The sequence below is a fragment of the Eubacterium sp. 3_1_31 genome, from assembly GCF_964249515.1.
Classification (GTDB): domain Bacteria; phylum Bacillota_I; class Bacilli_A; order Erysipelotrichales; family Erysipelotrichaceae; genus Longicatena; species Longicatena caecimuris.
The window spans coordinates 40977-56644 of sequence record NZ_CAXUBY010000010.1; the positions used below are offsets into that span (position 1 = coordinate 40977).

At 38.8% G+C, this 15668-nt stretch carries 13 protein-coding genes and 1 riboswitch; of the genes, 1 reads left to right on the forward strand and 12 read right to left on the reverse strand.

Annotated elements, in window-relative coordinates; genetic code table 11:
* Window positions 1-110: 110 nt before the first annotated feature.
* Window positions 111-192, reverse strand: a riboswitch (ZMP/ZTP riboswitch).
* A 321-nt stretch (window positions 193-513) separates the two neighbouring features.
* The 11 genes from ACESSZ_RS05975 to ACESSZ_RS06025 form a co-directional block, all read right to left on the reverse strand.
* Complete coding sequence (locus ACESSZ_RS05975; protein WP_008689523.1) at window positions 514-783, reverse strand: short-chain dehydrogenase; 270 nt, start codon at window positions 781-783, stop codon at window positions 514-516.
* 347 nt (window positions 784-1130) lie between these two features.
* On the reverse strand, window positions 1131-1436 hold the full coding sequence (locus ACESSZ_RS05980; protein WP_008689526.1) for a hypothetical protein: 306 nt from the start codon (window positions 1434-1436) through the stop codon (window positions 1131-1133).
* The gene (locus ACESSZ_RS05985) at window positions 1433-2065 is read right to left on the reverse strand and encodes a zeta toxin family protein (protein WP_008689528.1); all 633 of its coding nucleotides are present in this window, start codon (window positions 2063-2065) and stop codon (window positions 1433-1435) included. The genes ACESSZ_RS05980 and ACESSZ_RS05985 overlap by 4 nt, the downstream gene beginning before the upstream one ends.
* Before the next feature lies 1 nt (window position 2066).
* On the reverse strand, window positions 2067-2930 hold the full coding sequence (locus ACESSZ_RS05990; protein WP_008689530.1) for a class II fructose-bisphosphate aldolase: 864 nt from the start codon (window positions 2928-2930) through the stop codon (window positions 2067-2069).
* Between the two features lie 74 nt (window positions 2931-3004).
* Complete coding sequence (locus ACESSZ_RS05995; protein ID WP_008689532.1) at window positions 3005-3583, reverse strand: D-sedoheptulose-7-phosphate isomerase; 579 nt, start codon at window positions 3581-3583, stop codon at window positions 3005-3007.
* A 26-nt stretch (window positions 3584-3609) separates the two neighbouring features.
* Complete coding sequence (ulaA, locus tag ACESSZ_RS06000; RefSeq protein WP_008689534.1) at window positions 3610-4887, reverse strand: PTS ascorbate transporter subunit IIC; 1278 nt, start codon at window positions 4885-4887, stop codon at window positions 3610-3612.
* 195 nt (window positions 4888-5082) lie between these two features.
* Entirely contained in the window at window positions 5083-5358 is a 276-nt protein-coding gene (locus ACESSZ_RS06005) for a PTS sugar transporter subunit IIB (RefSeq protein WP_008689536.1), read from the reverse strand.
* A 20-nt stretch (window positions 5359-5378) separates the two neighbouring features.
* Complete coding sequence (locus tag ACESSZ_RS06010) at window positions 5379-5870, reverse strand: PTS sugar transporter subunit IIA (RefSeq protein ID WP_008689538.1); 492 nt, start codon at window positions 5868-5870, stop codon at window positions 5379-5381.
* The gene (locus tag ACESSZ_RS06015) at window positions 5851-7839 is read right to left on the reverse strand and encodes a BglG family transcription antiterminator (protein ID WP_008689540.1); all 1989 of its coding nucleotides are present in this window, start codon (window positions 7837-7839) and stop codon (window positions 5851-5853) included. Before ACESSZ_RS06015 ends, ACESSZ_RS06010 begins: the two co-directional genes overlap by 20 nt.
* Before the next feature lie 624 nt (window positions 7840-8463).
* The gene (locus tag ACESSZ_RS06020) at window positions 8464-10554 is read right to left on the reverse strand and encodes a DUF11 domain-containing protein (protein ID WP_008689542.1); all 2091 of its coding nucleotides are present in this window, start codon (window positions 10552-10554) and stop codon (window positions 8464-8466) included.
* Window positions 10554-10850 (reverse strand): alpha-helical endospore appendage domain-containing protein, encoded by a 297-nt coding sequence (locus tag ACESSZ_RS06025; RefSeq protein WP_008689543.1) that lies wholly within the window; start codon window positions 10848-10850, stop codon window positions 10554-10556. The genes ACESSZ_RS06020 and ACESSZ_RS06025 overlap by 1 nt, the downstream gene beginning before the upstream one ends.
* 141 nt (window positions 10851-10991) lie before the next feature.
* Here ACESSZ_RS06025 and ACESSZ_RS06030 point away from each other — a divergent pair, with 141 nt between their 5' ends.
* On the forward strand, window positions 10992-11954 hold the full coding sequence (locus tag ACESSZ_RS06030; RefSeq protein WP_008689546.1) for an alpha-helical endospore appendage domain-containing protein: 963 nt from the start codon (window positions 10992-10994) through the stop codon (window positions 11952-11954).
* Window positions 11955-12176: 222 nt separating this feature from the next.
* Here the strand turns inward: ACESSZ_RS06030 and ACESSZ_RS06035 are convergent, their stop codons facing one another.
* Complete coding sequence (locus tag ACESSZ_RS06035) at window positions 12177-15290, reverse strand: ABC transporter ATP-binding protein/permease (RefSeq protein ID WP_117547130.1); 3114 nt, start codon at window positions 15288-15290, stop codon at window positions 12177-12179.
* Window positions 15291-15668 lie beyond the last annotated feature (378 nt).

Here is a 15668-nt window from a genome sequence, read left to right on the forward strand (position 1 = left end):
TACCGTTTCATTATACGGATTTTTACGTGGATTTGCAATTGAAACGATAGGCTTTTATCGCTTTTGTTGCTATCCCAAAAATAAGAAAAAGAGCCTATACACATCCTGGACTCTTTCGCCCAGACGGTCGGCCCTGCTTTACCATTATACTCCATGTGGTCAATTCCACTTCCGTCAGTCATATAACTGTCTACACTTTATCATGTTCTTTTTGTGCCGTCAAGATATTACATATGTTTTTTTATCATAGAAAGGATGTTTGTTTGCGTTAAACATCATGTGACACCTTTCAACATGTTTTTGCTTCTACTACCAGCCTGTCAGACAACCCATGCTGAATCATTCATATTTGATTCTTTCATAAGAAATTTAATCTTTTCTCGTTAAGTTATCTTTACAAAAAGATTACTATTTTAATGAATTTTTCCCTTTCTGCTAAAATGAAAAAAGATCAGAAAACCATAGGTAATGTCGTCTGATCTCTTCATGATTTGGTAACGGAAACACTGTTTATTAATGAATATAAATAAATTGTCGTGCAATATCATCTGTACGTAATGCATCCATTGTTTTGCATAATTCATAATAAGGTTCATTATCCAAGGATATCATTACACAATCACTGCCACAAGCATAAACCTTTTCAGCTAATCGTAAGGCAGGATCAAACTTCTGATACAATAAGATCATTTCGGCACCATGTCTTGCCAGAATGCGTGTCATGCGCTGTCCCAATGTACTATCCGCATGCGATATGACAACCGTCAATCCTTGTTTCTTCATGAATGCCACCTCCTTCATCAGCAATTCGCCATCATGATGGTTTTCTGCTTCACAGTTTACCTTTTTCTAAAAGAAAAAAGCAAGCGGCTTCACGAAAAATTAAGAAATTCATGACAATTCTCATGGATATCCGTCAATACTATACAACAATGTCAACCGTACCATCTTCATTGTATGTAAACCCTAAAGAAATTATGTTGGTTATAGGATAGCGCAGATAATTATACACTGCTATGTTTTATCCATACCCTTATCCTATCCCTTATTGAAACAACCTATAACACAACATAGCGCATATGAGAATAGTAATCGGCAACTGTTCATGAAAGCAAAGCGTAGTTTTGTTTTCACCTTTGCGCCTTCATCGTCTTTTGTTGTATCCTATTTGTAAGCTTTTGATATACAAAAAGGCATGTACATAGAAACAAGAAGAAGGCAAACACCGCCATGATATAGTTTTTTCTTTCATAAAACAAATAGCTAAAACCACCAAGGGCAAAGGGCGCAAAGATATAAAACAGGAATAGATCCACATAATAAAATGCATAAGCCAACAAGCATATTAACGTAGGATACTGATTAGAATGTGCTATTTGATATAGTTTTTCTGCTATATTTCCTGTAACAAGATCTTTGATTCGACTTTTTTTCATGCTCCTGCCTCCTTATCATTTTCTTCTATACGTCGTTTTAATGCGGTTAGGAATGGTTGATAATCAACTTTCGTAAAATCGCTGACATCAAATTCATGCAGCTCACCTAGCGCAAAAGCATTGTACTGACGTTCTTCGATTATGGCTTTAAACGCTTCTTTGGTGATCAGATCATCAGCCAAACGATGATCCTGTAATGTATCCTGATATCGATAATGCGTCATGATATGACACAAATGAATATCAGAATGCAAATCGCGGTCTCTTCGTCGCTGCCACAATATTTCAAAATCAGCGATTAACCGTATTGTGATTACTTGATAACCATATAATTCACTCAAGGCCTGTAAGCATGGTTTTTGTTTATCACTGAATGGATATTCACTTACGATTATTTGTTTGCCAGCTTCCATATACGTATCTAAGACACGATAATAAAATCGCCATACTCTTTTTTCTAAAGCTTTTTTTTCTTCCTTTGAATGAAACCCTATCGCATCAGCCAGCATTTCCTTACCTTCGTCCGGTGTAATCGTAAATACCGTAGGAAACATGGTTTTTATTTCCCGAATAAGATAGCTTTTCCCTGTTGCCGGACAGCCGGCAATCAAAATCAAATACTTTTTCATATCATTTGCTTTGCAATGGACGATATAGATTCATGAATAATCCCGCCTTATGCTTCACTATTTCCTTGACTGCCATGTTTGCCGGTATGATGTTATGACGCAAAGATTTGTTTACTTCCGTTTCTTGAAATTTTTCCTTAGCAACACGTGTCCAATTCACAAGCAATTCAGTTCCGACATTAAACTTACGGATTCCATTATCAATCAATTCCTGATAATCTTCTTCTTTCACACCGGTTCCCCCATGAAGAACAAGCGGAATATCGACTGCCGCATGAATCTTCTTCAATAAAGGTATATTCACTTCTGTTTTTGATTGATATTGCCCATGATTGGTACCGATGGCTATCGCCAAAGCATCAACATTTGTTTCCTTAACAAAGATAGCTGCATCTTGTGGCCGTGTATACTTTTTATCATCCTCACTGACACAAATGCCCTCTTCTGTACCGCCAATGGTTCCAAGTTCACCTTCCACAGATGCACCATGGGCATGAGCATACGCAACGACCATTTTCGTTTTCGCAATATTTTCTTTAAATGGCAGTGCCGAACCATCAAACATTACACTGGAGAAGCCTGCATCAATCGCCGCTTTAATTTCATCAAAATCCTTGGCATGATCCAGATGCAAACATACATCTACCATTTCATCCTCGGCCATTTCTTTCGCTACCGTTACCATCACTTTATATCCGATATATTTTGCCGTAGCAATGCTTGTTTGAATGATAATGGGAACGCCTAATTCTTTCGCTGCGCGGATCATCTCCGGCATCATTTCCAGATTATGTGTATTAAAAGCACCAATGGTCATATTTAACTGTGTTGCTGTCTGTGTTACTTCTTTTAACGTTTTATACATAATGCTCCTTCCTTTTCCCCTCGTATGAATTGGCGCTTGTTTTACCCCTTACAATAACAAGCGCCAAAGTTATTTTATAAGGGAGAAATGATCTGTTCGATTGTTTCGGCAATGCTGTGTATATAAAACAGATGCAAAGCCTCAGCAAGCATTAATTCATCTGTGTTCACAGGAATCCATACATCAGCTAGCTCCTTTAATTTCCCACCGTTTTTACCTGTAAAAACGACTGTTTTCATCTGTTTCTCTTTTGCTTTATTGACAGCAAGCAGAATATTTTGTGAATTACCGCTGCCACTAAAAGCCCATAACACATCCTTTGGTTTTCCTAAAGCAACTACCTGTTTCGCAAATACTTGATCATAACCAAAATCATTTGATAATGCCGTTAGCACGGAAATATCAGCGGTTAATGCAATTGCCGGATATCCATCACGCTCCCAGTTTTTCATATGTCCTATAAAATCGTTGGTAATATGAGATGCTGTAGAAGCACTGCCGCCATTTCCACATAGTAATAGCTTATTCCCTTGCAAGAAAGCCTCAGCTGTCAGACGTGCACATTGTTCTGCTGGTTCATAATATTCTCTTCCTGCTGTATTCACACTTTCTTTTAATCGTTCAAAATTGGTTGCAAATATTGTTTTTTCCATAATCTTATCCTTTCCTTACACTATGGTTATGCTAATCCAAACATTTTACCAATTGAGTAAATCAATAAGCCGATGATGGAGAAGTCTGTATCTGCGAAGGTCGTACCTGAGAATCCCAAAGATCCGAAAACCGGGAAGAGCATAGAACAAAGAATGTTATTCAAGATACCGGCAATTAAGGCACCAAAGAAAGCTCCGCGTTTTCCACCAGTCGCATTACCGAATACAGCTGCTGTACCACCCATAAAGAAGCTATGTAATAAAGTAGGAACAATGACGGTCATGCCCAATTGCAAGAAGATAAAGAAAGCAATCAGCTGACCAATTGTATAAGCGAAGAAACCAACTAAGACCGCATTTGGTGCAAAGGTAAAGACGGTTGGACAATCCAAAGCAGGAATAGCATCCGGAACAATTTTTTCGGCAATCCCTTTAAAAGCCGGAACAAGTTCCGCTAAGATCATACGCACACCGGTAAGAATAACCGTAACCCCGGCACTGAAGGTGAAGCCTTGAATAAAGGCCCAAACGACCATGTTGGTATCCCCGGCATACTTCGCTACAAATGGGGCGCCGGCAAAAATACAAGAGATAACAGTTACTAAGAATACACCAATGCCCATTAACAAGACAGGTTCACGGAAGAAACTCATCCATTTTGGGAACTCTAGTTTTTCTGTTGAAGTTGTTTCAGGGTCCCCACCGAGAAGTTTACCTGCAAATCCTGCTACGACATAGCTGGTTGTTGCCCAATGTCCCATAGCAATCGTATCTCCCCCGGTAACCTTACGCATAAATGGCATAGAAATGGCTGGCGTTATGACACTTAAGACACCGACGATAATGGTACCGATTACGACAACAACAACCGGCTCTAATCCTAAGGCGCTCAACATAACGGAAGTCAATGCACCCATGAAAATCGTATGATGGCCACTTAAGAAAATATATTTAAAGCGAGTAATGCGGGCTAATATCATATTCAAGATCAAACCGAAGAAGGCGATTAATGCCATTTGGGTACCAAATTGTTCTGCCGCAATCGCGCTGATTGCCTCATTGACAGGAATGACCCCTTGAATGTGAAAGGCTTCCATCATAATTTCATTTAATGGATTTAACATACCAGTAATAATCGTGCCACCCTGTGACATTACCAGAAAGCCCAGAAATGTTTTAAGTGTACCGGTCATGACACGTTCAAATGGTGCTTTTTGCGCAATCAAACCGATAAAGCTCATTAATGCTACCAAAACCGCCGCTTGTGAAATCAGCGAAGTCAGAATATTCATCATTAAGTCCATACAAATCCTCCTCATCCCTTATTTTCGGGTTTTTGACTTATCTGAAAACAACTACGCACAATGGTAATTGTTTTGTTGAAGATAATGCAATCATCATCTTACTATTTTGATGATACCATTTGTTTTATACTCTTATACGAGTTACAACACTCCCCCATGATTACGAATGTATATGCATATACGTTGCTTTTTTTGTTATTGTGCAGACAATATCTTTTGCAGCTGTTCCTTGATATAATTCGCATCCGTATAATTGACAACTTCAATCATGGCTACTCCCATATCACTCAGCTGTTCACAGAAGCTGTGCGAAGATACGATAATGTCGGCCTGTGATCCTCTGGCAGTCGAGGTATCTACCACCTCAACCTCGACATCTTTCATATGTAATTGTTTTAATGCGGTTTCCACCGTCATTCTCAGAATAAGACTGCTGCCTAATCCCATGGCACAAACACATGCTATTTTCATTCTTCATCCTTCTTTCCTTATCATGAATTAAATATCGTCAGTACTTCTTCTACCGTCTTGGCATGTTTTACCCTTTGTACACATGTCTCATCTGACAATATTTGCGAAACCTTTTTTAATAATTCAATATGCGAATTATTATCTGTCGCTGCCAGACAGATAACCAGCTTGACCGGATTATTTAAAGAATCCATAAATGCCACTTCATTGGCTAGCGTCACCACACTGATATCTACCTGATGGACACCGGAAGAACAGCTTGCATGGGGCATGGCAACACCTGGTGCTAATACAAAATAAGGTCCATATTCCTGCATATTTTCGATAATGGCATCAATATAACAGGATTCTATCGATCCTACATCAACCAGCAACTGGCCACTAACTCTAACTGCCTCCTTCCAATCCTTTACCCTGACCTGCAATGCTACTCTTTCTTTATTCAATAAACGCAAATCTAACACCCCGTTTCTTTCCCTGTTATGTTTTTGTTCACCCATCTGTATCAACATTCAACTGCATATCCGCAATAAACTGTTCATAATTTTGATGCTTAATCAGTTTATTCACACCGGCGTTTAAGATCAGATTGTGATATAACGTTTTAAATACACGCTCCCATATCTGATACTTCTTCTTTGGAATATTTAACAGAAAGATTACTTGTACCTTCTGCTTATCCCAAAGAATTGGTTTCTTTAAGACCATGATGGATACCGCAAAGCGTTCAATATCATTCAGCATGGCATGTGGTATAGCAATCAATCCCCCCATTTCCGTTGTGGAGATCTCTTCCCGCTTAAAAATGGAAGCTTTTACTGCTTCATCGATATACCCCTTCTTCATCATGGCATTTGCCATAAACTCAATGACTTCATACTTGTCATGCAGTTGCTGTTTGGTAAAGAATAGTTCTTTTCTAAAGATGGTCGTATAATCGATTGCTTCCGCCTCGCTATCCTTTTGAATGACTTGTGAGATCATCTTAAAATCATCTTCATCCGGAAATAAACCGATCTTAATGATTTTATTGCTGTGCAGATTGCTTAGATCAACCGTCGTCAAAATGAGATCAACGGCATTTAATAAGGCTTCATCTACCTGTTGTGCAGGACTGGTTCTGACGATTTCCAACACATCACCAAATTTACGGATTAATTTTTCCTTAAGCAGCAACGCCATCGCAACACCGGCAATACAGACAAGAGCCACTTTGATGCGTGGATGAGATTGCTGAGGTTGTACATCGTTATGAAATCCTTTGCGCTCTAAAGATGCCCCAAAATGAATGGTCAGAAAGCCGATTTCTGCTTCTCTTAGTAACAATGCATAACTTTTTTCAATCGTTCTGCCTGCGATAGTGGCAAGCTCAAATGCTAACGGATAAGAATTTTTCAAAATATCGATGAATTCATTGCGAATATTCATATCAAAATGAACTCTTTGCATCGCCGTATTCAAATGCATTGCCAATCCATTAATCAGCTGTAAATCATCTGCCAAATCAATGTGCATGGTTTCTTTAATTTCTTCCAGAATATGAATGACGATATCCTTATACTGATAATCATCATCGACATTCTCAATAAAGAACTTCTGACTGGCGATGAGATGCTGGCTCAGATAGAAAATTTCATTCATTAGGGAGATACCTAATTCTTTACTGATGTTTGTGATGATCGCATAAGCACATTGATATTCCTTTGAACTTTTCAGCATCTGTATATCCTCATGGTTGTACATGACATGCTGTTTTCCCTTACTGCGTTTCAGCATAATCAATGTATGGATATTTAAATTTTTAAAAGCAATATCCGTTAACTTTAAATCATATTGAATGATGGCATTGGTTAAAATATTTTTAATAATTTCAATATCGCGATGATCAAAGATATCCTCATAAAAAGCTTGGGAATATTGAATGACATTGCTCTTTGCATTAAAGACATATTGTGAAATGCAAAAGCGTATCTTGGCTTCATCTCCAACGATATGTAAACCATCCTGTTTCGTATTACTGATCTTTAATCCATATTCCTTTAAGATTGTTTTGATTATCTGTAAATCTTTATGCAAGGTAGAATCACTGATAAAAAGCTGTTCTTCCAACATGTCTGTGGTAAGCAGATCTTTTTCCTTCAAAGAATGAATCAACAGCTGTGATGTAATGTACCAGATACGTTCATCCGCATTGGAAGGTACAATGTTTTTTAATGGACGAAAGCGTTCCGCAGCTTTTATTTCTTCTAGGAAGTTTTGAAACTTTTGGTTATCATTGATTTTAAGAAAATAGCCGATGCCTATTTCTGATACGATTTCTGCATCATATTGAACAAGCAGAGTGTTAAGTTCTTTAATATCATTGCGGATCGTTCGGCTGGATACACCAACGCTCAAGGCAATCTTATCGCCATTGGCAATATCTTTATGATCAAGAAAATAATACAGAATCGCAATCCATCGTTTGTTATAATTTTCCATTCGTACCTCCTTCGATGTTAGTATATAAAAATACCAAAGAATATAATAGGTATCCTTTTTCCACTTAAAAAGGAAAAACAGAAAACAGATGTTGAAGCAGATGCCGAAGTTTGGTATAAACTGGAAGTTAAACCATCCACCTGTTCCATATCCATTATTTCTGTATTGTTTTATCATAGCATTTTCTTTATTATCATAAAACGAGGTTTATCATTCTAAAAACTGATAAACTTTACATTATAAATATCATTATTCAAGCCGCGTACATCCAGTACACAAGCATATCGATGCAACTTATGTATAAAACCATTCGATAATGAATTCCAGTATGCAAATAGTCCAAATATCTTTTTAAACCTATAAAAAAACATTATGTAATTTATTAAAGCAGCAAATAGTCAATTAAGTTTCTTACATACAACCATCATTCAGTCTATGCAATAACGATCATGACATTTCCTCTTTACCATGATAAAACCATAAAAAAAGCAATACACAGGACGTTTGCTGTTTCTGATACGCATCATAAAAGGAAGAATACCAAAGCAGTATCCTTCCTTTTGATGCTATTTGAAAAAACAAGTGCTTGATCCGTTCATTGCATATGGTTATAAAAGGATGACATTATGAAGAAAGATTACAATCCGCCAATTCATCAGAAGCCGTCTGCAATTTCATTTGCAACAGCAGTTCATAACGGGTAATGGCATCCATGAGAGAAGTGATGCGACAATTTAGGCGGAAAAGTTGTGAGGCAGTAGCATCTTCCATCTGTATAATTTTCTGCATCTTACTGCCTTCTGCCTGGATGAGATTTGCTAATGCGGCTTCCTGTAAGGCAATGGAATCCATAATATCAATCCAAGCCTGACAGCGTGGTGTTGCAATCGGTGTCGTGATCGTTGCTGTATTATTTTCAAGATTGGGATCCGGTGTCTGGGCACTTACGCGTGCCGTGTTGGTTAGTGGTGCAGTTACATCATTCGCAACTGTTGCCCGTAACAGAAGTGTTCTTGTCTCATTCACATTTAGATTTCCTAAAGATAAACTTCCACCCCATGGCTGAAAACTATTACCGCCATCCAACGAAACTTGTGCATTGTTAAGACCTGCAGCCAATTCATCACTCACCACCACATCCTCTGCGATCGATGGGCCTGCATTCGCAATGGTTAGCGTATAGGTGAGTGGTTCATTGGGCTGGGCATTCGTTGGTGAAACGCGTTTTGTAATGGATACATCTGCTAACGTTCCCACAACCGTTACCGCTACTTCATTGGAAGTTACTTCAAATTCCTGTGGAATTCCACCTTCTACCGGTGTATAAGAATATCGCATATCGGCATGATTTAAGGTAGGATTTGTTGCAGGTATGGCATCTGCACGTACCGTAAAGGTCACTACTACACTGCTGTGAGGAGCCACATTCGGTAAAGCAAAGCCTGTATTCGGCTGCAACGTAGGTTGCGAAATACCATTCACAATGACACTACCAGGCACAAAGCTGAGCCCTTGTGGAATCAGATCTTGGAAGAAGACATCGGTTAAGGGATTATCACAAGTATTTTCTAATGTTACCGTATATTCAAAAGTCTCTTGTAAATATACGGTCGAGGTACTAGCGGTTTTTACCGGAATAAATTCACGAATGAGTATTTCATGCAAAGCAATATCATCTATAGCATAGTCATTACCGATAACTTCAGGCCCTTCACTGAGAAATTCGACAGTTAACGTTGTATTGTTTTGGGAATTGATCACACTGCCGATTTCCTTCCACTCCGGTGCATTTGTATTTACCGGAATTAAAGCGCCAAGGGTAGCACTATATAGGACAGCACCATTTTGATCAAGTATTTCCACACCTAATTCTGGATTAGGATATCCCGTAACACGAAACAGATTTAAGATCCAAGAACTAAAAAGATAATTCGTATTTGGTGTGACATTTACGGTTTCGCGAAAGAAAATAGCCCCCGGATTAAACCCATTTACGATCATCATTCGTCCAGTTTCATTGCCAGAGGTATGATCCGCAATTCTCCACCAAGCGCCGATTTCTGCACTCCTTGAATTATTCATAATATTTTGTACGGTATATTCCCCATCTAGCGGTGTAAAGGTTTCAGGATTTGGCAATACATAGGTGAAATCAGGTGACACCCCGGGATATGGCTCTGTTGGAGCACCTGTATTCGCAGGTGTACCCGCTGGGAAAGTCCCAAAGGTTCCTTCATCTGCAGCATGAATTAAGTTTTCCCCGGAAATAATGGCACATTGATCTAGAATTGCTTCAATTGGTGTATAAATAACCGGACCATTGAAGAAATTCTGATTTCCGATATCTGCTTGATTCACCGTAATGAAAAGAGTATCCGGCGTTAAAGAATCAATATTGGTCGCTCCTGTAGGCGGATTGAGTACGGCACTTATCGGTGGATTCGCACCTGTTGGAATACTCCCTACACTGGCATTGGTAAAATCGGCAGGTGATGTTACCCCACCATTTGTTCCATAAGACTCGACGATACGATAACTGCCATTTGGCACATTGATAAAGCTATAATTTCCATTGGCATCTGTTAAGACGGTTAGTCTTGCCCCTGTCGCAACATTTTGTAAAACGATAGGGATATTGGCTATACCACTGTCTCCAGTATTAACACTGAGACTGCGATCACGATCAAAGATGACTCTTCCTGAAACTGTTGCCACTAGCTATCCACCTCTTCTTCTTCGTTAATGTTACATTCCTGGTTGCTTAGCTCTAATTTGGCCTGTAAGACGGTTTCTAAACGTGCTGCGGCATTGATCATATGCTCAACGGATTGATTCAGCTGTAAAAGCTGTTGTGTACTCACAGTATCCATATTGATGATTGCCTGCATTTTTTCCGATTCGGCATTTACGATGTGCGAAAGAGCTCGTTCCTGCATCGCAATGGATTCGATAAGATCCGTCATCACCTGTTCCTGTGTACGGTTTCCCGGGGTGATCGTCGGCATTCCCATATGCATTCCTCCCTCTTTTTATTTGCATTTACTTACATAGTTTATTCTATGTATGAACAAGCGGAAATGTGCACATGAATACGCATGTTTTAAAAATCATCATCATACACTACAAAAAGAACTACCATGGAGGTGATGAATATGGAATATACACTGCAGCTTACGGATGAAATCGCATTACAAAAAGATGACCTTGCCACTTATGAAGGAGCCGCCTTTACCGGTGAAGAGTATTATCTGACAGTTCCTTTAGAACACAGCATCCATATTTATGGGGCAGATTTTACATTTTTTACGTCATGCACATGTCCACATGCTTATGCGGCGATTTGCTATGATTCCATAAATTATTGTTTTTGGGTGAGTGATGCCCAACAGCATAATGTAGTATACTGCTTGGACAGCGATTTAAATGAGCTTCAATGCTTTTACGTGCAGATGAACCTAACCGGCGATATTCAGCAAATCGCATATCAGGAAGAACGTGATACCTTGCTATTGTCGTATACAGATGGAATTGCAGAAATCACAAAAAACGGAGAGTTTCTGCATAAATGCCCGCTTCCCCTACCAGCCTGTCACACTGCGTTACCCTTTGCGGATGCCTTTGCACTTATTCGAATCAGCCAAAACATGTCTTTTTTTGATATCGTCTCATCGCAAGGCGATATGTTAGAAAGCTATGATCTGCCCGTAGAAGGTGTCATAAAAGATATGCTGTGGGATCATGATAAGATGGCTACAGGCTCATCCTTATGTTTCTTATTGTTGCTGCAAAAACCGGATGGCTGTGGTTTTTGTCGTTGTATCTTAAAGCCCTGCACCTGTAAGCAACCGTGCTGTTGCGAAATGGATTGTAAAACCGATTGCATATGTAAACTATTATCATCCATTGCCTGTATGGAGGCAGCCCTTTCTCATATTCTCAATGCAGAGGGTGAAAAACTACAGCGAGCCATAGCATTATCCGATTCTATTTGTGAGTTACTGGAAGTAAATCGCTCTATCATCCAGACCATTACCAATGTTACGATGTTGGAACAGGTACTATATGCCAAATTAACAGCGATACAAGAACGACAAAATGATGTATCGTGTGAATAGAAAAGGAAGGGATGCTTTTTCAGAATCTGTTTCAGAACCCCCTTCCTTTGTAATGAACAGGTTCTTCCTTAATCCAACAAATCAATCAAGGAAAAAACCATTGTATAATAAAGGAAAAGGGTTCACGTTAAGAAAGCTTCTTTCTACAGTACTATAATACTGTAAAAGAAGCTTTTTTAGGATATTTTACTAACATGATTACTAAAAGATATGGCTTATGCACTATTCACTGCGCAAAGCTTCCACCGGATCTTTACGAGCTGCTGCTGATGCCGGGAACAAGCCTGCAATATAAGTCAATACCATACTGATAATGACTAAAATGATAGCACCAGAAATCGGCAATTGGGCAATATTTTCAATTGCAAATTCCTTTTCTACAATGATATTCGCCGGAATACATAATAAGGCTGTTACGAAAACGCCCAACATTCCTGCGGCAAAACCGACAATCAAAGTTTCCGCATTAAAGACACTGCGGATATTGTGCTTGCTGGCACCAAGTGCACGCAAAATACCAATTTCTTTCTTACGTTCAATAACCGAAATGTACGTAATGACTCCAATCATAATACTTGATACAATTAAGGAAATAGCTACAAAGGCAATTAATGCTGCACTAATCGTATTCACGATATCGGTCACGGAAGTCATCATCGTCCCTACCAGATCCGTATAATGAATCGGATCTTTTCCTTGTTTCTTTAAATCGGCATTATAACGATCAAGAAAATTCAGAATATTTTGTTTGGATTGAAAGTTCAAAGGATAAATATTTACCTGCTGTGGTGTATTCACATCCGCATAACCTAATGCCGTCATATTACGTTCATATGTCGTTACCACCGGATTCATCAGCGTATTTAAGAAATTCATCAATTCCTCTTCACTCATATTCATCTGGAAAGCATCTTGAAACGCTGTTGTATCTATCTGAATGCTGTTTTTCAGCTGTGCCGGCAACTGTGCCATAAGCTGTTGCATAACTTGCTGCGATTGTCGCTGTATTTGTTTTTCAACGAGTGTGCTCATTTGTTTGACATACGTCTGCATAACACCTTCCATCTGTGTCTGCAAAGCTTTGCTTAGCTGTTTCGATAATTTCGTCGTATCAATGGCACTTCCCAATTGCTGCCCAATCTGTGCCTGCACTTCTGGTTTTGCCAGATACGTGTTGAGATCTTGTGACATCTGGGTAGGATCACTTACACCATTTTTTAATTCTTCCGAAATGAAATTCATCATAAGGGAAGAAAAGATTGTCGAGAGCTGATCGGTTGGTATCTGGACCTGACTGGCAACAGAAGCAAACACCTCTTCCATATTGGCGTTCACTTTAGGAAGCTCATCGTTCGGTATTTCAAATTTATCGACCTTAACTTTTATTTTACTCATATCAAAGGCAGAAGTATCCATTTTGAAAGCATTCTGAATCTTTTGTTCATCAATGGAAACAACATCCGCAAATTCCAACTTCGGCTGCTGATCATTGTTTTCTTGTTGAAAAGATTTCCCTGTAAACACATTAATCGTCGGATTTTTTAATTGTTCCTGGACAATTTTTTGCTTTTCGGCTTCCTTCATTAAATAGCTTGTCAGCTTTGGTGAATAATTAATGCCTGAGGATAAAGAGGAGATAGCCGCATCCGATTCAGGTTTGACAATGCCGACAATTTTCAATTCCACGCCATTCGCTATGATTTTTTTCATATACTTCTTATTTTTTGATTCATCATTCCATATCTTATGTTTTTCATCATAACGATATTTATCCGCAGGCAGAATGACCTTGAATTTAGGAGACAATAACGTCTCATAAGAATGTTTCGTTACTGTCTTTTCCTTTTCCACTTTTACTTTCTTACCATTTTGTGAATCTTCCAATAAATTACGTAATTCTTCACGGTCGTTGATTCCCATGGAATATAAAACAAAATCCGATACTTTGCCACTGGAGGACAAGACTAGCACCATTTCATCATATTCCTTAGCCCAACGCCCTGCTACTACCTCATATTGATTTTCATACATCTTGGTTTCTTGCGGTAATTCATGAAAGGCATTCATGCTGGTGAAATTTCCCATTCCCATCATGGCACTCATATTTTGTGCCGGATCATTTGCGGTGTTAAATAACGAATCCGGATTCACTTGTTCAATCGCTTTATCCGTATCCTTTAAATAAATCTGTGGTGTGATATTGTAGGTATATTGTATCGTATTAACATAAGGCGAGATTGCTGTTTCATGTGTTTCCAGATATGTTTTTAATGCTGTCATATCGTTTTGTTTTTGATAAGAAAACATATCTTTGATCATGCTGATTTCACTAACGCCTTGCTCATCCTTCTTATCTTTTACTTGCGTACTCTGTCCATGTTCACTCATCATACTGGTAAGATCAATACCACTTTGCTGAATCGTCAATGGATACAGGCTTAACGTTTCCCGCTCTACATCTTCGATATACAAATTGATACCATTCGCTAACGATAAGATTGCCGCGATACCGATGATACCGATGGAACCGGCCAAAGCGGTAATAAACGTACGTGCTTTCTTGGTCATCAGATTACTGAAAGACAACGATATGGCGGTACGTAAAGACATCTTAGCTTTTCTTATCGTGCGTTGCACTACCCCTTCTTGCTCATCCAACGCAAATGGATGACTGTCCGCGGTAATTTTCCCATCCTGCAGCTGTACGATACGGTTTGCATACTGATGTGCAAGTTCTGGATTATGTGTTACCATAATGACCAATCGATCTTTGGCAATATTCGTCAATAGATCCATGACCTGAATACTTGTTTTGGTATCCAGTGCCCCGGTTGGTTCATCCGCTAACAAGATTTCCGGATTATTGATCAAAGCTCTGGCAATCGCAACACGCTGCATCTGACCGCCGCTTAATTGATTTGGCTTTTTGTGTATATGCTCTTTTAATCCAACTTCTGTTAAAGCCGCAATTGCTCTTTCTTTGCGCTGAGCCGCCGGTATACCACTTAATGTCAAGGCTAGCTCTACATTGGAGAGAATCGTTTGGTGAGGTATTAAATTATAACTTTGAAAAACAAAACCGATACGATTATTACGATACGTATCCCAATCTCGTGAGGTGTATTTTTTGGTGGAAATCCCTTCAATGACAAGATCACCACTGTCATAATGATCTAAACCACCGATAATATTCAGCATCGTTGTCTTACCTGAGCCCGATGGTCCAAGAATTGCCGCAAACTCATTGCTGCGGAAATTAATGGATACCCCATCCAATGCTTTTTGTTCAAAGTTACCAGTCTTATAAGTTTTACGTATTGTATCCAGTCTTAACACTTGCATACCTCCTTGTCTTATTGTAAGCATGGTTTTCATGCCTTATGCATCTATTCTTAAGATAATCATAAAAGATGCTGTTATCAAATGGAGAAGATTATTTGAAAAACAGATAATAATTGATATGCTGTATACAAGAATACAGAGGAATCCTTTTTTATGAGCAACCATTTCTTATATCATTTCATGATGCATAGGTTACAAGATAGATTATACCATATTTTATAACCTAACAAAAAGTAATTCCCCTCAAGATATGTAGTCGGCAACAAGCGAAACCGATTTGGAGCAACACTGTATCAATACTTTACAGAAATTAAGAACTGCGTGTTTCATTAAGCTTTGGATATAAGAAATGGTAATATCCAAAGTGCTTTT